Raw genomic sequence first — 21468 nt, forward strand, 5'->3', positions numbered from 1 at the left:
TTCGACCCGGCCCATTTCGCGTAACGGCTCCAGCTCGCTGGGGCTCGGATTGCGGCCGTGCTCCCGCACGATGAAGGCGCTGCCGCGACGCTGCCACCCGGCAAGAATCGCCCGGGTGCTGAAGTTGCGATCGGCGATCCACAGTTCGGCCGGCTGGGCCGATGCGAGCAGGGTTTCCATGATGGCCCGCTCCTGGGCRTGCGCATCTTCACAGGGCACCAGATCGACGATCATCGCCGTGTCCGGGTCATAGACYACCAATGACTGCCCTGGCAAGGCCGCACCCCGAAACCCCCGCAATGGTTTCAGGCGCTTTTCGCTCGCCGGCAAATGGCTGCCATCCACGATGCGCAGGCGATAGCCATTCACCGATGGCGGCTGCTTGCGCAACATCGGTTGCWCGACCGGCCCCARCCGCTGCGCACTGCCTTGCACCAGGSCACGAACCAGCCCCGGCTCGGTCCGGCTKAGCTTGTCGTACAGCGCGGTGATGGAAACCGGCAGCGCCGGACTGGCCTTGGCTGCCGCATGCACCGACGGGCGCAGCCCCACGGCGACCAGCGACATGATTTCCACCGTCGTCGAGAACAATAACTCSCGCGTGTACTGCGTTTCACGCTCTTGCTCGAACAACTCGTCGATCCAGGCCGGATCCAGGGCGCGTTGCAACCCCAGGCGCGCCATCACGCTAACAGGGCTGTGTTCGAGAAAGCGTTCCACCACTGCGTCCAGTACCACGCCATTGACTCCGGTTTCTGTTCGAGAACACGGAGGTTGCCCTAATTTTCGTCACCTTGAAAGGGGTGGCTCTAACACGGTCCCTTGCTTGGCATCGCGCCGCAACTTCGAGACCGCCATGCTGGCGCTCGTGTACCCATGCGTTCGACGGAAAGCCGGAGGAAGCCACCATCGTCGCGCGCGTCATTGTGACGAATGACTCCTTCGATTGCGACGCCTGCCAGCCGCTCGTTGAGCACGATCGGCTGGTTGTACACGATGCGATGCTGGTCCAGCACGTGCGGCGCGCCACCGGGGATCGACGCGTGCATAAAACCGGTGGGGCTAGGTGTCGAGACTCATGGATTCGCTCGATGCCTGCTGCCCGCTTCCCCAGAGTTCGGTGATCGCGCGTTCGCTGGAACTCCACCGCGCGGTTGTTCGCGCGCGACAACCGGCCAGGCATTTCGAGCGCGCGCATCGTGGTCGAAATAGGGGCCGGTTCGGTGCAAATTGTAACCCTCCAGGCTCAACAATTCTTACGCCTTCGTGGCCGTATCAGTCGTCGCGGGATCTGCTTGCGTGCATCGCTCTTCCCCTGAAGCCTCTGAACGCACTTCCGGCCGTTTCGTTCGCCACCATAGTACATATTTTATCGTTATAAATCATGCAGTTAAGATATTTTTAAGGTAGTTAATGCGTGCTGCTTTGACAGTCAATCGTCCGACTCCTAGGATTGACCTCGTGATCTCGTTTTGCATCCAGCGTTGAACGTAACCAGTAGCTCGACGCAACCCTCGCGCGCTTTGCACTCGCCGATGCGAACTGCTGGACCAGGCCACATACATCCCTTTCGAAGTCATCTCACGGAGCTATCTCATGCTTGAGTGGAAACAGGAAATTCAGGACATCAGTTCTCGCCTCAAAGAACTGTCCACGCGCACGCCGGACACCATTCGCGGTTTTGGGCTTATCGCTGGTGCGGGTGCCAAAACCGAGCAACTCGGCGCGAAGACGCGTGAACTCATCGCGCTGGCCGTCGCAGTCACCACGCGCTGCGATGGTTGCATCGCCTTCCATGCAGCCGAGGCCGTCAAGCTCGGCGTGTCCGACGAAGAGATCGCAGAAGCGCTCGGCGTCGCCATCAACCTGAACGCCGGCGCCGCCATTACGTACAGCACGCACGTGCTGGACGCCATCGACGCGCTGAAGCAAGCCTAACCGTTACACCCTGACAGGATCCCATCATGACCAATCCCAAGCTTGAAGTACTGACCCCTCAAAACAGCCAGTTGATTTTCATTGACCACCAGCCGCAGATGGCATTCGGTGTCCAGTCCATGGACCGGCAGGTGCTGAAGAACAACGTCGTCGGCCTCGCCAAGGCAGCGAAGATCTTCAACATCCCGACCACCATCACGACCGTGGAAACGCAAAGCTTCTCGGGATTCACCTACCCGGAGCTGCTCGACGTTTTCCCCGGCCAGCCCCTGCTCGAGCGCACTTCAATGAATTCGTGGGACGACCAGAAGGTTCGTGACGCGCTGGCGGCGAACGGTCGCAAGAAGATCGTGGTCTCGGGCTTGTGGACGGAGGTTTGCAACAACACCTTCGCACTCAGCGCCATGGCCGATGCCGGGTACGAAATCTATATGGTGGCCGACGCCTCAGGCGGCATTACGAAGGAAGGACATGACTTCGGCATGCAGCGCATGATCCAGGCCGGCGTCGTACCCGTGACGTGGCAACAGGTGGTGCTCGAATGGCAGCGCGACTGGGCGCGTCGCGATACGTATGACGCCCTCATGAGTGTGGTCAGGGAACACTCCGGCGCATACGGGATGGGTGTCGACTACGCTTACACCATGGTGCACAAAGCGCCACAGCGAGCGGTCGGCTCTCATGAGATCGTGCCTCCGGTTCCGGCAAAGTAATCGGCGGCCCTCCGTCTCATTTGGTGGCCCGCGTCCGGCCCGATGCAGCGTAATAGTGTGGCCGGACGTGCCCAGCAGCAGCAGGAGAGATGTGCCGATGAAGATCTATCTGTTCTCATTAGGTGCCGGCGTTCTGGTCGGCGTCAGCTACTACCTGATCGGCGTGCGGTCGCCCGCGCCACCGCTCGTTGCACTGGTCGGGCTGCTCGGCATTCTTGCCGGAGAGCAGTTCATACCGATCAGTCAGCAATATTTCCGTGGCGCCGTCCACTCGACAGTGAAGCGCGCATCAAATGACGCAACCGCAGCGTCCGGCACATTGCAGTACGGCGTCTCCGGCACTACGGCTGTGCGCAAGTCTGCAAAGAACGAGGAGACCCGCTCATGATTGCCTCCGCCAAAGCCCCCGACCTGATCCTGCACAACGGCCGGATTACCACGCTTGACAAGGCGAAGCCAGTCGCAACTGCCGTTGCCATCCACGAGGGACGATTTTCAGCGATTGGCGGCGACGCCGAGATCCTGTCTCTGGCAGGACCGGCAACGAACGTGATCGACCTTAAGGGACGGTCCGCCTTGCCAGGACTGATCGACAACCATACGCACGTCGTGCGCGGTGGCCTGAACTTCAACATGGAACTGCGGTGGGACGGCGTGCGCTCGCTTGCCGATGCGATGAACATGCTGAAGCGCCAGGTTGCCATTACGCCGCCACCCCAATGGGTTCGGGTGGTAGGTGGCTTCACGGAGAATCAGTTCGTCGAAAGGAGACTTCCCACCATCGACGAACTCAATGCCGTCGCGCCCGATACGCCTGTATTCATCCTTCATCTTTACGACCGCGCGTTGCTGAATGGCGCCGCCCTGCGGGCCGTGGGCTACACGAAGGACACGCCCGAGACGCCGGGCGGGCAGATCATGCGAGACGGCGACGGCAACCCAACTGGCCTTCTTCTTGCCAAGCCAAACGCGACGGTCCTCTACGCCACGCTGGCCAAGGGCCCAAAACTGCCATTCGACTACCAGCTCAATTCCACCCGTCATTTCATGCGCGAGCTGAACAGGCTGGGCGTGACGAGCGTCATCGATGCGGGCGGCGGATCGCAGAACTACCCCGAAGACTACGAAGTCATCCGCAAGCTTGCAGACGAGGGGCAAATGACGATTCGTCTGGCCTACAACCTGTTCACGCAGAAGCCGAAAGCGGAAAAAGATGACTTCCTGAACTGGACCAGATCGTCGAAGTACAAGCAAGGCGACGAGTATTTCCGTCATAACGGTGCCGGCGAAATGCTGGTGTACTCAGCGGCCGATTTCGAAGACTTTCGCGTACCGCGGCCGGACATGCCGCCGCAGATGGAAGCGGATCTGGAAGACGTCGTACGCGTGCTCGCCGAGAATCGCTGGCCATGGCGCATGCATGCCACCTACGATGAAACCATCAGCAGAGCGCTGGATGTGTTTGAAAAAGTGAATCGCGACATTCCCCTGAGCGGACTGAACTGGTTCTTCGATCATGCCGAGACCATCTCGGAGCGATCAATGGACCGTATCGCCGCCCTCGGCGGCGGTATCGCGGTGCAGCATCGCATGGCGTACCAAGGTGAATACTTCGTCGAACGATATGGCGCCAAGGCTGCCGAGGCGACGCCGCCGGTTGCGCGAATGCTGGAGAAAGGCGTGCGAACGTCGGCCGGGACCGACGCGACGCGCGTGGCGTCATACAACCCCTGGGTGTCTCTAGCCTGGCTGGTGACAGGCAAGACCGTCGGAGGCCTGCGCCTGTATCCGCATCGGAATCTCCTTGACCGTGATACCGCGCTGCGCATGTGGACAGAGAAGGTGGCGTGGTTCTCGAACGAGGAAGGCGCCAAGGGTCAGGTCATGGCCGGTCAATTGGCCGACCTGATCGTTCCGGACCGCGACTTCTTCACCTGTTCTGAAGACGAGATTGTGAACACGACGTCGGACCTGACGATCGTTGGCGGCCGCGTTGTCTACGGGGCAGGCGATTTCCAGCATCTTGACCGCAATGCGCCACCGCCGGCGATGCCTGACTGGTCGCCCGTCCGCAAATTCGGTGGCTTCGGCGCCTGGAAGGACTCGGACGGCAAGCGCGAACGCGCATTGCAGCAGGTGGCCGCGGCGTCCTGCGCTTGTGCAAAAACCTGTGCGGTCCATGGGCACGACCATGCCCGCGCCTGGGCGAGCAATGCGCCGACATCCGACCTGCGCTCGTTCTGGGGTGCGCTGGGCTGTGCCTGCTGGGCGGTGTGACATGGAATATCGCGCGCAAGTCAATCCGCCTTGGGTTGCCACCCTGCTCACGCAGCCATGGCTGCCGCCTGCGGCCCGTGCCATGCTTGTCTCCGCCTACGTCATAGGCGGTCTGACCAAGCTGTTCGGCTTCCACGCCGCCGTGCTCGAGATGGAACACTTCGGATTGCACCCGGGGGGGTTGTGGGCGGTGGCAACCATCATTGTCGAACTTGGCGGCTCAGTCTGCGTAATCTTCAATCGATGGCTGTGGTTGGGCGCCGGTGGGCTGGGCGTGCTGACGTTGGTCGCCATGCTCGTGGCCAATGACTTCTGGAATCTGGCAGGAAACGCGAGGCTTATGGCGTTGAATGGATTCTTCGAGCACCTCGGCCTCATCGCGGCGCTGCTCATGGCGACCATCCTCGCTGGAGCGGCGCCCCTCACCGGCAATTCCGCCCGCAATCAAAACTGGAAGGAATTTCATCAATGAACCTGAATCTTCGTTCTGCCGTTGTCACGGCGGCACTCGTCGCGGGCCTGGCTGTGTCTGCTCTTGTGCCGTCTGTTGCGTCCGCAGCGTCCGCCAGCGCGCCACCGCTCGCTGTTGGCCCCCAGTACGACACGACCCACGTCTACGTGGCGCCGGAAGATTTCGACAAGTTTACGGACAGCTTCGTGGCAACCTTTGGGGGCCACAAGTCACAACAGGGCGTATTCCAGGTTACGCCGACGCCCAGTCAGACGATGTCGCAGCTCGTCTTTACCCCGGTTGGCACGGTGTCCGTGTTCGGCTTCAAGACGCCCGTCCCGTATCCCTTCGGAAGCGAGCGAACCGGCTATCTTGTAGAAGACATGGACGCAGCCGTCAGGTCCGCCCGGGAGCACGGTGCGGACGTCAAGGTTGCGACGTTCCCGGATCCTATCGGCCGCGATGCCATCATTACGTGGCCTGGCGGCGTCAACATGCAACTCTACTGGCACACCCAGGCACCCAAGTATGACGCCCTCGAAACCGTCCCGGAGAATCGCGTCTATGTGTCACCCGAGCGCGCCGATGCGTTGATTCGTGACTTTGTTGCCTTCTCCCGCGGCAAAGTCGTGTCTGATGATCCGCATGCGGCCGGCGTTGAGATCGGCAATCCGACAGGCACGTATAGGCGTGTGAGACTCGACTCCGGCTTCGGCAAGATGACGATACTGGTGACCAACGGGCATTTGCCGTACCCCTTCGGCCATGAAATGACCGGCTATGAAGTCAAGGATCTCGCCGCCACACTGGCGAAGGCGAAAGGCGCGGGAGCAACGGTGCTGGTGCAGCCGTTTACGTCGGACCAGCGCGAGTCTGCGCTGGTTCAGTTCCCAGGCGGATACATCGCAGAAATCCATGCAACGGTCCGGTGACGGACGACGTATTACGGAAGGTGAATGATGAGACGTGATGACACCCTGCTCGCGTGCATAGCTGGCTACGTCGACACCCTTAGTGTCGTGGCACTTTTCGGGCTGCTCACCGCCCACGCCATGGGCAAGGACTTCGTGCTGATGAAGCTGATGGCCATTCCCGCCTTCCTGGCCGGCGTGGTTATCACGAGTCTGGTTGCGAGTACCGAAGCCGTGGCATCGCAAAACGCGGCATGGCGTGTCTACGCAATGCAGGCTGCGCTGATGCTTGCCTTTTGCGCCGCCGGCATTGCCGCTGCTCCCATCGTTCACCCCGACGACATACTGGTCATCCTTTGCGGGATGCTCGGTGCGGCGGCGATGGGAGTACAAAACGCACGCGACCGTTTGATCTCGCGGCAGGGGCATGTGCCCAACACCGTCAAGGCGGAACACATGACGCAGATAGTGCTGGACCTGTTCGAACTGCTGTCGCCAGCGAGTTCATCCGACACGAAAGCCACCTCGCGCGAACGCCTGGAAAGAACTGCCCCCGCGGTCTCGTCGTTCGCATGCGGAGCTGTGGGCGGCGCAATAGGTTACGCCAATGTGGGCTTCTGGGCACTACTATTGCCCTTCCTCGCGCTCTTGTGGCTGACGTTCAATGCGTCAAGACGGCAACAAGGCGTGACCGCTCCTCTGACCCGCATGGATGGTGGCAGCCAGCAAAGTCGGACGGCAAGCCCAGCCGGCCGCTAGCTTCGCAACGAGTACTACCTGCGGCGACCAACACTTGGCGCGCATCCAAAAGTGTCACAGGAGTGAGCGCCATGACTCGCGCATTGTTCCGCCCCCTCTACGAAATGAATACTCTCTCGTGCCTGGTCATGAGTTGTGTTGTTCTGACGCTAGCATTCGCTGGAAATGCGTATGCGGAGCAAGCCGAAGAAGCGAGCATAGAGAGTGTGCCTGCTTGTTCCGCCAGGCGCCCTGAGGTACTTTTCAATCGCTGGCAGGAAGATTGGTCGGCGCTTGCGGATCCATGCGTGCCACGAGAGCCGCTCGACGGCTTGAAGTACATCCCGCTTGGCGGGGATCCCAAATCCTATCTGTCGCTGGGCGCGAACTTGCGGGAGCGCATGGAGGTCAACAATGCGCCGCTCTTCGGACTCGGTACGGCACGCAACGACACCTATGTCATCCAACGCGCGCAGATCAGCGCCGATGCGCGTATTGGCCCGTATTTGCAGGTTTTTGCCCAGATCGAGGATGCGAGGCCGTTTGGCAAAGATGCGGTCACGCCCGTAGACAAGAATCCGGTGGACCTGGAGCAGGCCTTCGTGGCATGGGTCAGCCCGTTGGGTCCCGGCACATTCAAGTTTCGCGTCGGGCGCCAGGAAATGGCGTTCGATCTGCAGCGGTTCATTTCCGTGCGCGATGGTCCGAATGTACGGCAGGCTTACGATGCGGTCTGGGCAGACTACGAATACGGAAAGTGGCGATTTATCGGCTACCTGACGCAGCCCGTTCAGTATCGCGATGCGGAGGTATTCGACGATGTCTCCAACCGTCGCCTGACCTTTAGTGGCGCGCGTTTCGAACGCAAGGATGTCGGACCCGGCGACCTGTCCGGCTACTACTCCGCCTATAACCGCTCCAGCGCCAATTATCTGGATGCGGCGGGCGGTGAGCACCGCAATGTTTTCGATCTCCGCTACTCTGGAAAGGCCAGCCGCATCGATTGGGATGTCGAGACGATGTACCAGTCCGGTCATGTCGGAAACAAATCCATCAATGCGTGGGCCGTGGGCTCCATCGTCGGCTACACGCTTGACATGCCATGGTCACCGCGCCTGGCGCTGCAGGTCGATGGGGCGTCGGGTGACAAGCATCCAGGAGACGGAAGTCTGGGCACGTTCAATCCCCTGTTCCCCAATGGCTACTACTTCACGCTTGCCGGCTATACGGGCTATGCAAACATCCTTCACGTCAAGCCATCGATCAAGGTCAAACCGAAGAGTAACCTGACAATCCTGGGGGCAGTCGGATTCCAGTGGCGTCAGACGACAGCGGACGCCGTGTACCAACAGCCCAATGTTCCTGTGCCCGGTACGGCCGGAAGAGGCAGCAAATGGACAGGCGCCTATCTGCAACTGCGTGCTGACTGGGCCATTACCGCGCACCTGACAGGTGCGGTCGAAGCCGTGCATTTCCAGGTGGGCGACTCGATTCGTAATATCGGCGGACGCAATTCAGACTACGTTGGGGTGGAGCTAAAATACGGCTGGTAGAGGGCCCCTTTCCACGGTACGTGAACATTTTGTCTAGCTTGCGATCCGGTAATGGCAGTAGTCCCTCTTGGGGTCGGCGCCGCACCCCGTGCGGGCCAGGTGTGCCATTCGCCTCAAATCTGGAGCATCGACTAGAAGAGGACCCGATCCATGAACATGGTTGAAATGCTGCAAGCGGCGGGCATTGATGGCCACAAGGCCGACTTTTACCTCGCCTCACTGGAACTGGGCGAAGCAACTGTTGCTGCAATCGCACAAAAAGCAGGTATCGGGCGAACTAATGCCTACGAAGTGCTGGACAGGCTCGTAGCGTCGGGCTTCGTATCGACGATCCAGAAAGGCGCACGCTCTTATGTAATTCCACAGGATCCGATCATGCTGTTACGCAAGATCGAATCTCAGCGTCAAATCATTCAGGAAGTTCTCCCTCAACTCCGCTCCATTCACAATTCCTCTGGAGGAAAACCGAAAGTCCGATTTTTCTCGGGATTGGAGGGCATCAAGACTGTCATGAGTGAAACGCTGGAATGTCAATCGAAAGAAGTCAGCGCGATCATGTCTAACAGCGAGCTGTTCCGTACCCCAGGCTTTGACTTCATCAATGATCTTATAGCCCGTCGCGCGAAGGCAGGGATCAATATGCGCGTCATTCGTACTGGGCCGGGCGATTCTCGGGATTTATGGCGATCGTCAAAAAAGGACCGGCGAGAACTTCGGTGCGCACCGGAGGACTTTGAAATGGGTGTGACAACTTATCTATTCGACGACAAAGTGTCCATCATTTCCTCACGTGCCGAGCACTATGCACTGTCGATCCAAAGCCCGGAGTTCTTTGCTTTTCAGATGAGCCTCTTCGAAATACTCTGGAGCGTTAGCGCTCCAGTTAGTGCGAGCTAAGCCCAAGGTTTGACTCGAACCAGTGCTCGCTCTTCTGGCAACACGCATCGTGGGATGCGTGCATTGCGCCTGCCGCAGCGACCGCCGCCCTGACCGTCGCCCTGACAGGGCGGTGGATCCGCGCAATCTCGGCCGCAAGCGACGCACCTGGCGGGAGCCCACTGCCGCTCCTGGCCCATAGTCACTAAGGGCTCGGACGATTCATCGTCAAATCAGACACAGCCCGCTATCCAAGACGACACGAGCACTCTGCGGAGGACGCAGATGCGCTTAAATCCAAAGCGACCTGAAAGTTGCTTTTTATCAAGCGCCTCATGAATTACTTAAACCAATTTCGTTCGCTTAGATAGTACAATATTTATTCTTATAAATCATATATTTAGTACGTTTTTTGAAAATTTTGGTCGCATAATTTTGACGTGAAAATGCCTGCCTTCTAGACTTCAGTCACCATATCCATTGGGACTGTGCAGAGGAAGGCCATGTCAACACAATCGTCAACTATTCAGCACTCGCAGAAGCACGAGCGCCTTGTGATCGTCGGATCTACCCTCGGGACGCTCTTCGAGTGGTACGACTTTTTCCTGTTCGGCGCTGTTGCGTCGGTATTCTCCAGACTCTTCCTTGCCCCACGTTCCCCGTCCAGCGCCTATCTCTTCGCCCTCATCGCTTTTGGTGTGGGCTTCGCCGTACGTCCGCTGGGCGCACTGCTATTCGGCCGCTTGGGCGATCTGATCGGCCGTAAGTACACCTTCCTCATCACGATCGTCCTGATGGGGGGAGCCACATTCTGCGTTGGCCTGCTTCCGACGTACGAACAGGTCGGATTTCTCGCTCCAATCCTTCTGCTGCTTCGCGTGGTTCAAGGCATTGGACTGGGTGGTGAATATGGCGGCGCTGCCATTTACGTAGCCGAGCACGCGAGCCCCGGCAGAAAGGGCCGCAACACGAGCTGGATCCAGATGACAGGCGCAGGCGGCTCCATCCTCTCGCTGCCGCACTGGTTGAAATGTTCCCCGCGCGGGTTCGATACACCGGCTTGTCGTTCCCGTATCACGTCGGAAACGGAATCTTCGGTGGCTTCTTCCCCGCTGTCGCGTTTGCAATGGTGACATTCACCGGCGATATCGATCCTGGTAGCCGAGATTGATCTAGACGATATCCCTCCAGCAAAGTACGACCTTGACGCAGTCGGCCACTATTCACGGCCAGACGTCTTCCGTGTTCTGGTAAACGAAAACAGCCAGCCGTTGATCGACAGTGGCTACTCCCTCTTTCCTGCCAGCGAATCAAAATGAGCTTTCATATCGAGTATCCCCGCACGATCCCAGCCCAACGGCCGGGAGAGTTTGCACCGGCCGCCCCGAAGTTCCACGTCCGGTGGAACGCCCCCCTTACGACCGTTGTGTCGGACTACATCGCAGTGCAACGTACTCCGGCGGACTTCGGTACGGAACGCGCATTCTTCAAAAGGACTCGCGACGCCTTTGCAAGCGCCTGGGGCCCGGATTGCTTCGATGAGGTGCGACATACCGACGAGGCCGGGTCTACCAATTCGATTGTCATTGCGTACTGGACCGACATTACGCGGTACGCGATCTGGAAGCACCAGGATGCCTTTAACACCTGGTTCGCCTCTCAAGAGCGAGAAGAGGAGAATGTAGGCTACTGGCGTGAAACGCTTACGGTGCCTTATGACAGGATCGAAACCATCTTTTCAGAGCCGTACTATCGGGCGGGGATCGCTCGCACAAAGGGAAGCGAACTGGAGYCCATGTATATCGCTGGCTATTTCGGTGCGATGCGCGACCGGCTGCCGATTTCTGCAGTCGATCCTCTCGCGTCCCCTTACGGCGAATCAGTCCCCCAAGGCGAGTTCTTGGGCGCTTCGCGGGCCCGCATCCGGATTGATGTTCCGCCCAACGYCGTGAACATTCGCTCTGGCCAGTACTGGGAGAAGGCAGAAGGCGACCAACTTGACGACTACTACACCAACCTTCAGCCCAAGCTTGAGACGGGGATGGCCTACCTTAAGGACCATGCCGCAACGACAGGCTGTTTGTCACTGCGTGCGCTGGTTACGCTGGATCAAGAGGGCAACGAGTTGAAGGAAACGTCAAAGCACGGATACTTCCTTTCGCTTGGACAACTTGAACGATGGGCTGCTGGACACAAGAGTCATCTTGACATCTTCAAGCACGCGCTCGCGATGCGCCGGAAGTATCGGGCCGCACGCAGCGTTGTCACCTGGCATGAAGTCTTCGTTCTCGGCACGACGCCGTCTTTTGAGTACGTGAACTGTCACGCCGGCACCGGCTTGCTCCGTTTTGCCCACGCATGGGGAAAGATCGTCGCCGCGATCGGATGAGGACGAACACCATGACAACCAAAAGACCTACAAACTTGGTTCCGATTCGACTGTACTCGATGACGTATTCGGGCCACGGCCATCGCGTTCAATTGCTATTGTCGCTACTCTGCCTGCCTTACGAGAAGATCGATATTGAGCCGCAAAGCGGCAACCTGCAAACGCCAGAATTCCTTGCGCGGAGCCCTTTCGGGGAGGTCCCCGTCATCATTGACGGCGATACGACGCTCTACGATTCAAACGCGATTCTGGTGTACTCGGCTAAGAAGTATGGCGAGCCCTCTTGGCTCCCTGAAGATCCGGAAGGCAATGCACTTGTGCAGCAATGGCTCTCGCTAGCTGTTGGACAGATCGCATTTGGCCCATGTGCGGCACGCCGCCTCGTTGTCTACGACGAAGAACTTGTGCCAATGGCCAGTGCAATCGATATCGACGCCGTAGACGCGCAGCTTCGCATCTACGACCGACATCCGGTCACGGCCCATCTTCGCCATGCAGGTTTCATGAAAGTAGGACACAGCGCCATTGCGAATGAAACTATCGAGCGCGGCCCCCCTTACTGGTCCGGGCATGACCTCACGCTTAAGCGCACCGGCACTTGTCCGAACGTGCAGTTTGCGTTCCTCGGCTTTACGTTCGGGCCGAGAGCAGCATCGAACAGACACCACCGGCGATTTACTGGCTTTCTTCCCGCGGTGAGAAGCGATGCGTTGAAACAGATGAGACAGAGAGTGCGAAGCTGGCGCATCGGCGACGTAAGATCCGACGCAAGAACCGCGTGTGCACCAGACCCGTCACGAGCCTTGGCCAGCGCCCCAACGCATAGACTAGGCCGGCTGCTGTTCCGGCTCGGCCAAGGCCGTGCGCACCGCGTTGCAGGCTGCATCGAGCCGCTCCGGCGCGCCGAAAAGACGTGTCGTCACGACGCTGTTCTGCAGCGCGCCGTACAGCACCTGCGCGATGGCGCCCGGCGAAGCCGGCAGCGTGTCACCGCGGGCTTCGGCAGCGCGCTGCACCAGCCGGGCCAGCCAGGCCTCATTGAGCTTGTAGTAGCCCTGCAGGGCCGTGTGCGCCGACTTGGGTAGCAGCGCCAGCTCGGCCGACAGCATGCCGCACAGGCAGATCTGGTCGCTGCCCGCGCTATCGCGCACCGAGCCTAGGTATTGCTCGGCCTGCTCGGCCAGCGGCAGGCTGGTGTCGATGCTGCGCAGGCGCTCGGCGCGCCGGGCGATGTAGCGCGACATCGCTTCCTGCAGCAGGTCGTCCTTGGACGGGAAGTAGTAGTGGATGCTCGATGTCTTGACGCTGACCAGCTCCGCTAGGTCCCGATAGCTGAAGCCATTGAATCCTCGGCGGCGTATCAGCGACAGGGCGTGTTCCACCAGCTGGTCGCGTACGGAAAGCGTGGTCATTGCGAAACTCCGATGCGTCTGGCAGGGCCGCGGTGTGGTTGCCGGATCAAGCCGGCAGCACCTGTGCCACCGCAGCGGCCATCGAACCGCTGGCGGCGCACAGCAGAAACCAGCCAGCGGTTGCGAGGAAACCTTGCCGAATATTCATAATGTGCTCCCGATCTGTCGAGTTGCCGCCACGAGGGCCTGCGCTTGGTACTGCTGGCCCGAAACGGCGCGACCCGCGCTGTGGCCAGCCGCCTCTTCCGCCTGCTCAGGCCAGGGCGCCGTCAGTGTACGGGTCGGCCTCGCCGACGCGGGCACCTTCGGTGAACGGGTCGAACTTGCCGGTGCGAGCGCCGTCGCTGTAGATGTCGCGGCTGCGGGCGGGCGAAGACGACACGCCGGTGCGATCCAGGCCGGCTACGATGCGCGCACCGTCGCTGTACGGATCGGCCTTGCCGACGCGGGCGCCTTCGGTGAACGGGTCGAACTTACCGGCGCGGGCGCCGTCGGTGAACGCGCTCCGGCTGTCGTTGACGCGGAAGTTGTAGCCGTAGCGGTCGCCGCTGAAGGCACTGTCCTTGGGGCCGGATGCCTGGGCACCACCTGCGACGAAGGCAGCGGCAAGAGCGGCGACGGTGATCAGCGACTTGGCGATGAGCTTGGTGTTCATGAAGTTCTCCAATTCGTTTAGCTGAGGTCCGAGGTCTGCACAGGCCGCGAAGACCGGAACTGCTTGTTAAGACGTAAGTCTCTTTGGTGGTTATCTACTAATAGATAGGCGTGCAGGGTAAAAAAACAGCGCATGCCGGTGATGTCACATTTACTGCTTGTGAGATCTCCACATTGCGCGGCCTTTGTTTGTTGCCTGCGGTGCAGCAGATTCCATGACTTGAATCTTATCTACCTGTAGATAGATGGTCAAGGAATTTCTCAAGTTTCGCCAGACTGACCTCGCTCCGCTCGCGATCACGCCAAGCCCGGCCAAGACGACAAAGACGTCCTAGCCGGAGCGCATTACCAAACCAGCCAAGAACCCTGCTGGGCGCCTAACCCTGACGCGAAGTCGTGCTTAACCCACTTTTTCCAGACTATGTGTCATTCCTCTGGATATAGGTGGTACACGACATGAGCGGGTCATCCATGTAATCAGGGGGCGGAGGCGGGTCCCACCATGGCGCGCTCAACTATTCCCTTGTCGCAACTATCCGAAAATGTTCCACCGTCTGCCCGGCGTGGATCGCCCGCTGCAGCCAGTCCGGCATGGCGCCGCAGCCGTCCCAGCCCTGCCCGTGCGCGTTGCGATAGCGCACCGTCCCAGGCAACGTCGCCGGTGGCGGCTCGGCAAAACAGCCGCCGGCCTGCGGGTGAGCCAGGGTCAGGCCGTGCTGGGCCATCTGGATGCGGATCCAGGTAATCGCTTCGGCGCGCTCGATTTCGATCGACTTCATTTTAGGTGCACAGATTTGAGGAAGCTGCAGAACAGGATCCTGCGTTGTCGTCTCAAAGACCGTGGGGCCTCAACATTGTTCCGGCGGATCGCTGGTGTAACGGAGACCGCGCCAAAACGGGGGCTGACTAAGCGGTCGAGGTAGACAATGAACTCCTCGAGCTTGCCAAGGAGTTTGGCCTCCTCAGGGCTAGCCTCGGCGTCCAGAACCGAGCCCAGGATTTCGAGTCGGCGCAACGCCGGATAGGGGCAGCCGTGCCACAGGTGCCACTTGGCGCCATGCAGCGTCTTGATCAATGCGGTATTGCTGGGGCCATCGCAGTGTGCCGGCCGGCCCTTGATCATCTGTTCGAGGTTCTGGATCCGCATAGCGATGTGGAACCAGTCGAGAACGTACTCGCCGCGGTCACCAAAGCCGAGCTGTGCAAACCGTACCGTCTCTCCGCCGTCCGACAGGAAGGTAACCGGTTGACCGGGTTGCACACCTTCTCATAGCAGAAAAGCTAGCTGCGTCGCCCTTGCACCGCCGACAGGGGTACAGCCTGGGACTGTCAATCGACAATCGCCCGAACGCACTACAGAAGACCAAGTGATGGTGGCCCTTGCAAGGCAGCTGCGCCCCGCACGTGGGACAAACGCTGGTCCGGGCAACTGCCTCGGCAACCTGTGCCGCGACCATCGTGCGCTGCAGCCGACCCAGCAAAAATTTCGCCTCGTCCAGATGGAGGCCCAGCGAGCCCACATCAAGGCCGCCTCTCTCGAACTGGACTATTTCGGTGATGGTGGCTGGCTCGCCTCCCTCATCGTGCACTACGAGTTGCAAGCTGATACGCATGGCCGCCCTCCTCCCGTGGAAGCTGCGGCGACCAGTCTACGCCTGGAGCCGTCGCAACCGATCATGGAAAATTTGGCGGTCGAAGCGGCGGTCCAGTCAAGTCAGCCACTGGCCGACCTCATCGCGTAAGTCTTCCAGCACGATTGGATCCTCGCGCAGCGACTCAATCCAATCGAGGAACTCATACTCACCGCGTTCGTCGCTGGCCTCCAGATACCTCTCGATCCCGCCAATGTCCTCTGGCGGGCATGGCCCATAACCCGCCACGCAACGGGGAAGTCGGCCAGGATGTTGCCGCAACATACGCCGCTCCATCCGTATCTCGTGACGCCACCACGCGTTGAAGTCATACACATAGGCGAAGCCTTCGTGTTCGCGGAGATGAAACGCGGTCAGCGGTAGCTCGTTTGCCACGGTGGAGAACTGCAAGACGCCCTCATGAGCTTCGCCGTAACGCCTGCCACGAATGCTGAACGGGTGCAGATGTTGGTCGGCCCAGCCCATGACTACCTGGATGACAGGGTGCAATTGCCCGAGCGTCAAGTGCTCGGGAACGAGGACGCGTCGCCAAACCGGCGGGCTCAGGCCGCGCAGAGCAATTCGAAGTTGAAGGACGGAGGTCGCCGGCCCGGGATCGGAAGCCATGTGCGCATTGTAGGTGTCTCATTGGCCTCTCAGTAGAGGTCCGGTCGTCTGCACCCGTTTTGGCGCGGTCTCCTTCAATGGTGTGCGACGCCGCACCTCCAACTTCGCCATTTTCTCGCTGATGCCTCTGCGAGCCATGAGCCGGTAATACGACTTTCAGAAGTCTTTGTAGCGCGGATCGTGTTCGCTATTGACTACGGGCCGTGTCGCGACGCMAGTTTCCATTGCCGCCTGTGCTACCGCTGGCGCAACAATATTGCACTACGCCGAGGCCCGCCTCCTATCGAGTGAGACGGCTACCGAATGGGGCCGTCGCCGATACAGCGGACGTATCGGCTGACATATCGAAAGTATTTTTCCAGAGGCATCGCAATCAGTAACATCCGAGTCCATCCGGATGCCAAACCTTTTGGGCCACCGGCACGAAAACAAGGAGACAACATGGCAACTGACGCCGTGAGGCGACGCCTCATGCTGGCCGCGCTCGGGCTATTCGCCCTGCCGGCCGGTGCGCAGCCCGATTACCCGGCAAGGCCAGTCAAGCTCGTGGTGTCGTTGCCGCCCGGCAGCGGCGCGGATTCCACGGCGCGCTTCATTGCCCAGAAGCTCGCTGCAAAGCTGGGCCAGCCGTTCGTGGTGGAGAACCGCCCCGGCGGGAACGGCTTCATCGGCGCCCGCGCCGTCGCCGACGCCGCGCCTGATGGCTACACGCTCTTCGTCGGCAGCAACTCGACGATGGTAACCAACGCCGTGCTGTTCACTAACCCGCCCTACGATCCCGTCAACGGCTTTGCGCCCGTGGAGCGCCTCGCGCGCTTTGCCATGGTCGTCGTCGTGCCGGCGAATTCGCCGTACAAGGCGCTTGGGGGGCTCATCGGCGCCCTGCGCACCGCGCCGGGCAAACTCAACTACGCGGCGGGTAGTCCCACCTACCAGATCTATACCGAACTGCTGAACGAGCGCTTCCATGTGCGCGCGAATCCCATCGCTTACAAGGGCACGGCGCCGGCCATGACCGACGTCGCCGCTGGCAACGTCGACTACGCGATCGGCGAGATCAGCGCGGTGTTACCGCTGATTCGCGCGGGCCGTGTCCGCCCGCTCGCCGTGACCGCCCCGCAACGGCTCAAGGATCTTCCGCAGGTTCCTACCGTTGCCGAAAGCGGTGCGCCGGGCTTCGATGTGGYGGCATGGACCGGCATCTTTGCGCCGTCCAAGGTGCCCGCGCAGATCGTTAACGTGCTGTCCGCCGCCGTACGTGAAGCCATGCAGCAGCCCGACAGCGTGAAGTTCATCACGGGCCTGGGCGGGGAGGTTTATCTCGGCGGGCCCCAACACTTCCGCCAGTTCCAGCTGGCCGAAATTGAGCGAACGCGCGACATCGTCAAGCATGCCGCCATCCAGATTGAATAACCCATCGGACCAATTGAGATTCTATGCACACGGAACAACAAGCGCCGCAACGTGGCCCGCTGGCAGGTGTCAGGGTTATCGAAATGGCCGGCATCGGTCCCGCCCCGCTGGCCGGCATGATGCTGGCCGACATGGGTGCCGAGGTGCTGCGCATCGAGCGGCCAGGCGAAACCGATCTTGGCGTCAAGCGTGAGCGCCGCTACGACCTGATGCTGCGTGGGCGCAAGGCGATTGCGCTCGACCTGAAGGAACCACTTGCTGTGCAGGCCGTGCTGGACCTCGTGGCATCGGCCGACATGCTGATCGAGGGCTTCCGGCCCGGCGTCATGGAGCGGCTCGGCCTCGGACCCGAGGCTTGCCACGCGCGCAACCCGCGGCTCGTCTATGGCCGGGTCACGGGCTGGGGCCAGACGGGCCCGCTTGCGTCCAGCGCGGGGCACGATATCAACTACATCGCGCTCACCGGCGCCTTGAACGCCATCGGCCGACGCGGGCAGCCGCCTTCGATTCCGCCGGCCTACCTCGGCGATTTCGCGGGTGGCGGCATGTTCCTCGTCGCTGGCGTGCTCGCTGCACTGTTCGAGGCGAGCAAATCGGGTAAGGGCCAGGTCGTCGATGCGGCGATTGTCGATGGCACGGCGGCGTTGAGCAGCGTCTTCTTCGGGCTGTCGGCCGCCGGCATATGGAACGCAGAGCGCGGTACCAACGTGCTCGACTCCGGCGCGCACTACTACAACGTCTACGCGTGCAAGGGCGGCGGCTGGATCTCGGTAGGGCCGATCGAGACGCGCTTCTATCGGGATCTGCTGGCCCGCATTGGCATCGATCCCGACAGCCTCGGCGAGCAACTGGACCCGCGCAATTGGCCGGATGCAACCGACCGGTTGGCCGCGATCTTCCTCACGCGCACGCGCGACGAATGGACCGCACTGCTCGAAGGCACCGACGCCTGCGTGGCCCCGGTACTCGATTTCACCGAGGCGCCGCACCACCCTCACCTGCGGGCCCGGCAGACGTTCGTCGACATCGACGGCGTCACGCAGCCCGCGCCGGCGCCACGGTTCAGCCGCACGCCATCCGCCCGCCCGACACAGCCGCGCGCCGCCGACGTACGCGACTACGCGCAAACGCTGGCGGGCTGGCTGCCTCCGGAGCGCATCGCAGGCATCCGCGCGCTGACCGAGCAAGCTGCGCGCTGACCGGACAGCATCTCATCATTTTTCACTATCTTCACTATCCATGAGCAATTTCCTCGATATCCGCCGTGACGGTCCCGTGGCCATCGTCACGATGAACCGTCCCGAGACGCGCAACGCAGTGTCCGACGACGACGCCGTAGACGCTCTGGTCGCCATGTGCGATGCCTTCAACCGCGATCACAGCGTGCGTGTGGTGGTCCTGACCGGCGCCGGCGCGGCGTTTTCCTCGGGCGGCAACCTCAAGACGCTGCGCGCAAAGTTCGGCAACGAGAGCGGCGAGCCCGTGATGGCGCGCTACGCCTACCGCGAAGGCATCCAGCGCCTGCCGCTGGCGCTAGCCAATCTCGAAATCCCGGTCATAGCCGCCATCAACGGTCCGGCGCTCGGTGCCGGCAACGACCTGGCCTGCACCTGCGATATCCGCATCGCATCGGAGCAGGCTAGCTTCGCGGCCACGTTCGTGAAACTGGGACTGATACCGGGCGATGGAGGCGCATGGCTGTTGCCCCGCGTCGTGGGTGCGTCGCGTGCGGCGGAACTTTGCTTCACCGGCGACACGATCGACGCGAAGCAGGCGCTGGAGTACGGGCTGGTGTCCCGCGTGGTGCCGCACGACGCGTTGCTGCCCACGGCCCTGGAGCTGGCGCACCGAATCGCGGCCAATCCGGGCCACGCGCTGCGCATGTGCAAGCGGTTGCTCAAGGAGGCGCAGCACGCGCGTCTCGACACGATCCTCGAAATGTCAGCCGGCTTCCAGGCGCTAGCCCATCACACCGCCGAGCACAACGCGGCGCTCGACGGCGTGCTGGCACGGATCCGCGGATAAGGGGAGAGAGGGACAAAGGGACAACATGGACATTCTCGATAATGTATTCCTGATCTCCGGCGGCGCATCCGGCCTGGGCGAAGCAACCGCGCGCATGCTGGCTGCGGCCGGCGCAAGAGTGGTCATTGCCGACATTAACGAGGCCGGCGAAGCACTGGCCGCTGAACTGGACGGGCGCTTCGTGCGTTGCGACGTGTCCAGCGGAGCCGATGCCGATGCGGCTGTACGCGCGGCCACCGCCATCGGCCGGCTTGCCGGACTCGTGAACTGCGCCGGCGTGGCACCGGCCTGCAAGACCGTGGGCAAGGATGGCCCGCATCCGCTCGACCTGTTCGAGCGGACCGTGCGGATCAACCTGATCGGCACGTTCAACATGACGCGCGTGGCGGCGGCCAGCATGGTGCAGAACGAACCCGACGCCAATGGCGAACGCGGCCTGATCATCAACACCGCATCGGTGGCCGCGTTCGAGGGGCAAGTTGGCCAAGCGGCATATGCGGCGTCCAAGGGTGGTGTCGCCGCCATGACGCTGGCCGTGGCGCGTGACCTGGCGCGCGACGGCGTGCGGTGCATGACCATCGCGCCGGGCCTGTTCGAGACGCCCATGCTGCTTGGCTTGCCCGAACTCGTGCGCGACGCGCTGGGCCGGATGGTGCCGTTCCCGTCGCGCCTGGGCAGGCCGGCCGAGTATGCCCGTCTGGTCGAAGCGATCATCGGCAACACGATGCTGAACGGCGAAGTGATCCGGCTCGACGGCGCGATCCGGATGCAGCCGAAGTAGGCCACATCGATCCTCTCCAGGGCAGGGCCAGGAGCCGGCAGTATGCCGGCTCCGTTGCGTTCCGGGGCGCGCCACGCCAATGATTGTCCCGATTGTCATGCGCGGTGCACCAATGTAGATTTCCACCACACTTCGCCGATACTCAAAGGGAATGAACATGGATCTTCGTCAAATGAAACAGGCCCTGGTGCTAAGCGAGACGCTGAACTTCCACCGCGCCGCCGAACGGCTGCACATGGCGCAGCCCCCGCTCTCCACTGCCATCCGCAAGCTCGAGGATGAGCTCGGCGTGACGCTGTTCGACCGGCAACCGTCGGGCCTCTCGCTGACCTCGGTGGGCGAACTCGTGCTGCCCCTGATGCGCAGCACGCTGTTCTTCGCCGACGAAATCCGCCGGGCTGCGCGCGAGGGCGAGCGTGGCGAGCAAGGCACGCTCAGGGTGGGCTTCGTAGGCTCGTCGGTGTATTCGGTCATGCCGCAGTTGATCCGCGCGTTCCGGCTGCGCTATCCGCACGTGGAGCTGACCATCGAGGAATCGACCACGGCCGACCTGCTGCGCGCCATCGAGGACCATTCGCTCGATGTGGCGCTCGTGCGTTATCCGGTGCTGGCGCAGACGCGGGCGCAGATCACGTTCCTGCGCGCCGATCCGCTCGTGCTGGCTGTCAGCACCGACTCAGCCCTTGCCGACCGTACGACCGTGGACCTGTCTGAACTCGGCAACACGCCGTTCATCGTGTACTCGGAATCGCGCGTGCCGGCGATGCACGCGATGACGATGTCGGCGTTTCACCAGGCCGGCATCCGTCCACCCATCGTGCAGCAGGCGGTCCAGGTACAGACGCTGCTGGCGCTGGTGGAGAGCGGGCTGGGCGTGGCGCTGGTGCCGGCCACTGCGGCCGGCTACGCCGGAGGCGGCACGCGGTTGATTGCGCTGACCGGCATACCCGAAAAGCTCAGCTTCGGGCTTGCGCTGGCAACGATGCGCGATACCAGCGTCCCCACAGCGCGCAATTTTGTGGCGTTGGCGGAGGCCGTGGCGCAGTCGGCCGCATGATCGTCCCGAAACGCGCGCCGCT

General features: G+C 61.4%; 21 protein-coding genes and 4 pseudogenes. 17 read left to right on the plus strand and 8 right to left on the minus strand.

Translation table 11 applies throughout. The features are described from left to right. Together AC1DN0_RS03840 and AC1DN0_RS03845 are read right to left on the minus strand one after the other, a co-directional pair. A partial coding sequence (locus AC1DN0_RS03840; protein WP_477144305.1) for a transposase occupies positions 1-684 on the minus strand: 684 nt, incomplete at its 3' end. Between the two features lie 156 nt (positions 685-840). Then, positions 841-1222: pseudogene (locus tag AC1DN0_RS03845) on the minus strand (Tn3 family transposase); the annotation flags it as partial. Between the two features lie 374 nt (positions 1223-1596). Here AC1DN0_RS03845 and AC1DN0_RS03850 point away from each other — a divergent pair. From AC1DN0_RS03850 to AC1DN0_RS03905, 12 genes and pseudogenes are all read left to right on the plus strand, one after another. Beyond that, positions 1597-1938, plus strand: a complete 342-nt coding sequence (locus tag AC1DN0_RS03850) for a carboxymuconolactone decarboxylase family protein (protein WP_006159602.1) — start codon at positions 1597-1599, stop codon at positions 1936-1938. 26 nt (positions 1939-1964) lie between these two features. Beyond that, the gene (locus AC1DN0_RS03855; RefSeq protein ID WP_441629718.1) at positions 1965-2651 is read left to right on the plus strand and encodes a hydrolase; all 687 of its coding nucleotides are present in this window, start codon (positions 1965-1967) and stop codon (positions 2649-2651) included. A 97-nt stretch (positions 2652-2748) separates the two neighbouring features. Then, positions 2749-3039: a DUF1427 family protein gene (locus tag AC1DN0_RS03860; protein ID WP_441629717.1), complete on the plus strand. Its 291-nt coding sequence runs from the start codon at positions 2749-2751 to the stop codon at positions 3037-3039. Next, positions 3036-4928, plus strand: coding sequence for an amidohydrolase (locus AC1DN0_RS03865; RefSeq protein ID WP_441629716.1), 1893 nt, complete (start codon positions 3036-3038; stop codon positions 4926-4928). Before AC1DN0_RS03860 ends, AC1DN0_RS03865 begins: the two co-directional genes overlap by 4 nt. Before the next feature lies 1 nt (position 4929). Next, complete coding sequence (locus tag AC1DN0_RS03870) at positions 4930-5400, plus strand: DoxX family protein (RefSeq protein ID WP_441629715.1); 471 nt, start codon at positions 4930-4932, stop codon at positions 5398-5400. Continuing rightward, positions 5397-6311 carry a glyoxalase gene (locus tag AC1DN0_RS03875; RefSeq protein WP_441629714.1) on the plus strand — a complete coding sequence of 305 codons (915 nt, stop codon included), beginning with the start codon at positions 5397-5399 and terminating at the stop codon, positions 6309-6311. The genes AC1DN0_RS03870 and AC1DN0_RS03875 overlap by 4 nt, the downstream gene beginning before the upstream one ends. Before the next feature lie 27 nt (positions 6312-6338). After that, positions 6339-7049 (plus strand): YoaK family protein, encoded by a 711-nt coding sequence (locus tag AC1DN0_RS03880; protein ID WP_477145563.1) that lies wholly within the window; start codon positions 6339-6341, stop codon positions 7047-7049. 71 nt (positions 7050-7120) lie between these two features. Further along, entirely contained in the window at positions 7121-8581 is a 1461-nt protein-coding gene (locus tag AC1DN0_RS03885) for an alginate export family protein (RefSeq protein ID WP_441629712.1), read from the plus strand. A gap of 150 nt (positions 8582-8731) precedes the next feature. Continuing rightward, positions 8732-9478, plus strand: a complete 747-nt coding sequence (locus AC1DN0_RS03890) for a TrmB family transcriptional regulator (protein ID WP_441629711.1) — start codon at positions 8732-8734, stop codon at positions 9476-9478. A gap of 482 nt (positions 9479-9960) precedes the next feature. Then, a pseudogene (locus AC1DN0_RS03895) lies at positions 9961-10473 on the plus strand (MFS transporter); the annotation flags it as partial. A 299-nt stretch (positions 10474-10772) separates the two neighbouring features. Then, positions 10773-11846 carry a phenylacetaldoxime dehydratase family protein gene (locus AC1DN0_RS03900; protein ID WP_477145550.1) on the plus strand — a complete coding sequence of 358 codons (1074 nt, stop codon included), beginning with the start codon at positions 10773-10775 and terminating at the stop codon, positions 11844-11846. Between the two features lie 11 nt (positions 11847-11857). Continuing rightward, positions 11858-12115: pseudogene (locus AC1DN0_RS03905) on the plus strand (glutathione S-transferase N-terminal domain-containing protein); the annotation flags it as partial. A 66-nt stretch (positions 12116-12181) separates the two neighbouring features. Here the strand turns inward: AC1DN0_RS03905 and AC1DN0_RS03910 are convergent. The 6 genes and pseudogenes from AC1DN0_RS03910 to AC1DN0_RS03935 form a co-directional block, all read right to left on the minus strand. Further along, on the minus strand, positions 12182-12418 hold the full coding sequence (locus AC1DN0_RS03910) for a GMC oxidoreductase (RefSeq protein ID WP_441629709.1): 237 nt from the start codon (positions 12416-12418) through the stop codon (positions 12182-12184). 255 nt (positions 12419-12673) lie between these two features. Next, positions 12674-13258 (minus strand): TetR/AcrR family transcriptional regulator, encoded by a 585-nt coding sequence (locus AC1DN0_RS03915; protein WP_477111329.1) that lies wholly within the window; start codon positions 13256-13258, stop codon positions 12674-12676. A 253-nt stretch (positions 13259-13511) separates the two neighbouring features. After that, positions 13512-13913 (minus strand): copper resistance protein CopQ, encoded by a 402-nt coding sequence (locus AC1DN0_RS03920; RefSeq protein ID WP_441629707.1) that lies wholly within the window; start codon positions 13911-13913, stop codon positions 13512-13514. A 514-nt stretch (positions 13914-14427) separates the two neighbouring features. Then, positions 14428-14691, minus strand: coding sequence for an H-NS family nucleoid-associated regulatory protein (locus AC1DN0_RS03925; RefSeq protein WP_441629706.1), 264 nt, complete (start codon positions 14689-14691; stop codon positions 14428-14430). A gap of 134 nt (positions 14692-14825) precedes the next feature. Then, a pseudogene (locus AC1DN0_RS03930) lies at positions 14826-15525 on the minus strand (hypothetical protein); the annotation flags it as partial. 96 nt (positions 15526-15621) lie between these two features. After that, entirely contained in the window at positions 15622-16170 is a 549-nt protein-coding gene (locus AC1DN0_RS03935) for a plasmid pRiA4b ORF-3 family protein (protein WP_441629705.1), read from the minus strand. A gap of 471 nt (positions 16171-16641) precedes the next feature. On the opposite strand from AC1DN0_RS03935, the gene AC1DN0_RS03940 reads away from it, so the two are divergent. From AC1DN0_RS03940 to AC1DN0_RS03960, 5 genes are all read left to right on the plus strand, one after another. Continuing rightward, on the plus strand, positions 16642-17583 hold the full coding sequence (locus AC1DN0_RS03940) for a Bug family tripartite tricarboxylate transporter substrate binding protein (RefSeq protein ID WP_477145551.1): 942 nt from the start codon (positions 16642-16644) through the stop codon (positions 17581-17583). A 23-nt stretch (positions 17584-17606) separates the two neighbouring features. Beyond that, entirely contained in the window at positions 17607-18782 is a 1176-nt protein-coding gene (locus AC1DN0_RS03945) for a CaiB/BaiF CoA transferase family protein (RefSeq protein ID WP_477111330.1), read from the plus strand. Positions 18783-18822: 40 nt separating this feature from the next. After that, positions 18823-19608 carry a crotonase/enoyl-CoA hydratase family protein gene (locus AC1DN0_RS03950; RefSeq protein WP_042885535.1) on the plus strand — a complete coding sequence of 262 codons (786 nt, stop codon included), beginning with the start codon at positions 18823-18825 and terminating at the stop codon, positions 19606-19608. Between the two features lie 25 nt (positions 19609-19633). Further along, positions 19634-20389 (plus strand): SDR family NAD(P)-dependent oxidoreductase, encoded by a 756-nt coding sequence (locus AC1DN0_RS03955; RefSeq protein ID WP_441629702.1) that lies wholly within the window; start codon positions 19634-19636, stop codon positions 20387-20389. A gap of 157 nt (positions 20390-20546) precedes the next feature. Then, positions 20547-21446 (plus strand): LysR family transcriptional regulator, encoded by a 900-nt coding sequence (locus tag AC1DN0_RS03960; protein WP_045238277.1) that lies wholly within the window; start codon positions 20547-20549, stop codon positions 21444-21446. Positions 21447-21468 lie beyond the last annotated feature (22 nt).

This window comes from Cupriavidus sp. 05N39 (assembly GCF_056397325.1).

Bases quoted from the DNA above. Each gene is read 5' to 3' on its own strand.
- AC1DN0_RS03875 (WP_441629714.1), top strand. From the start codon at position 5,397: ATGAACCTGAATCTTCGTTCTGCCGTTGTCACGGCGGCACTCGTCGCG.
- AC1DN0_RS03960 (WP_045238277.1), top strand. From the start codon at position 20,547: ATGGATCTTCGTCAAATGAAACAGGCCCTGGTGCTAAGCGAGACGCTG.
- AC1DN0_RS03865 (WP_441629716.1), top strand. From the start codon at position 3,036: ATGATTGCCTCCGCCAAAGCCCCCGACCTGATCCTGCACAACGGCCGG.
- AC1DN0_RS03885 (WP_441629712.1), top strand. From the start codon at position 7,121: ATGACTCGCGCATTGTTCCGCCCCCTCTACGAAATGAATACTCTCTCG.
- AC1DN0_RS03890 (WP_441629711.1), top strand. From the start codon at position 8,732: ATGAACATGGTTGAAATGCTGCAAGCGGCGGGCATTGATGGCCACAAG.
- AC1DN0_RS03920 (WP_441629707.1), bottom strand. From the start codon at position 13,913: ATGAACACCAAGCTCATCGCCAAGTCGCTGATCACCGTCGCCGCTCTT.
- AC1DN0_RS03860 (WP_441629717.1), top strand. From the start codon at position 2,749: ATGAAGATCTATCTGTTCTCATTAGGTGCCGGCGTTCTGGTCGGCGTC.
- AC1DN0_RS03855 (WP_441629718.1), top strand. From the start codon at position 1,965: ATGACCAATCCCAAGCTTGAAGTACTGACCCCTCAAAACAGCCAGTTG.
- AC1DN0_RS03880 (WP_477145563.1), top strand. From the start codon at position 6,339: ATGAGACGTGATGACACCCTGCTCGCGTGCATAGCTGGCTACGTCGAC.
- AC1DN0_RS03935 (WP_441629705.1), bottom strand. From the start codon at position 16,170: ATGGCTTCCGATCCCGGGCCGGCGACCTCCGTCCTTCAACTTCGAATT.
- AC1DN0_RS03850 (WP_006159602.1), top strand. From the start codon at position 1,597: ATGCTTGAGTGGAAACAGGAAATTCAGGACATCAGTTCTCGCCTCAAA.
- AC1DN0_RS03925 (WP_441629706.1), bottom strand. From the start codon at position 14,691: ATGAAGTCGATCGAAATCGAGCGCGCCGAAGCGATTACCTGGATCCGC.
- AC1DN0_RS03950 (WP_042885535.1), top strand. From the start codon at position 18,823: ATGAGCAATTTCCTCGATATCCGCCGTGACGGTCCCGTGGCCATCGTC.
- AC1DN0_RS03945 (WP_477111330.1), top strand. From the start codon at position 17,607: ATGCACACGGAACAACAAGCGCCGCAACGTGGCCCGCTGGCAGGTGTC.
- AC1DN0_RS03915 (WP_477111329.1), bottom strand. From the start codon at position 13,258: ATGACCACGCTTTCCGTACGCGACCAGCTGGTGGAACACGCCCTGTCG.
- AC1DN0_RS03870 (WP_441629715.1), top strand. From the start codon at position 4,930: ATGGAATATCGCGCGCAAGTCAATCCGCCTTGGGTTGCCACCCTGCTC.
- AC1DN0_RS03955 (WP_441629702.1), top strand. From the start codon at position 19,634: ATGGACATTCTCGATAATGTATTCCTGATCTCCGGCGGCGCATCCGGC.
- AC1DN0_RS03910 (WP_441629709.1), bottom strand. From the start codon at position 12,418: ATGCCCGGACCAGTAAGGGGGGCCGCGCTCGATAGTTTCATTCGCAAT.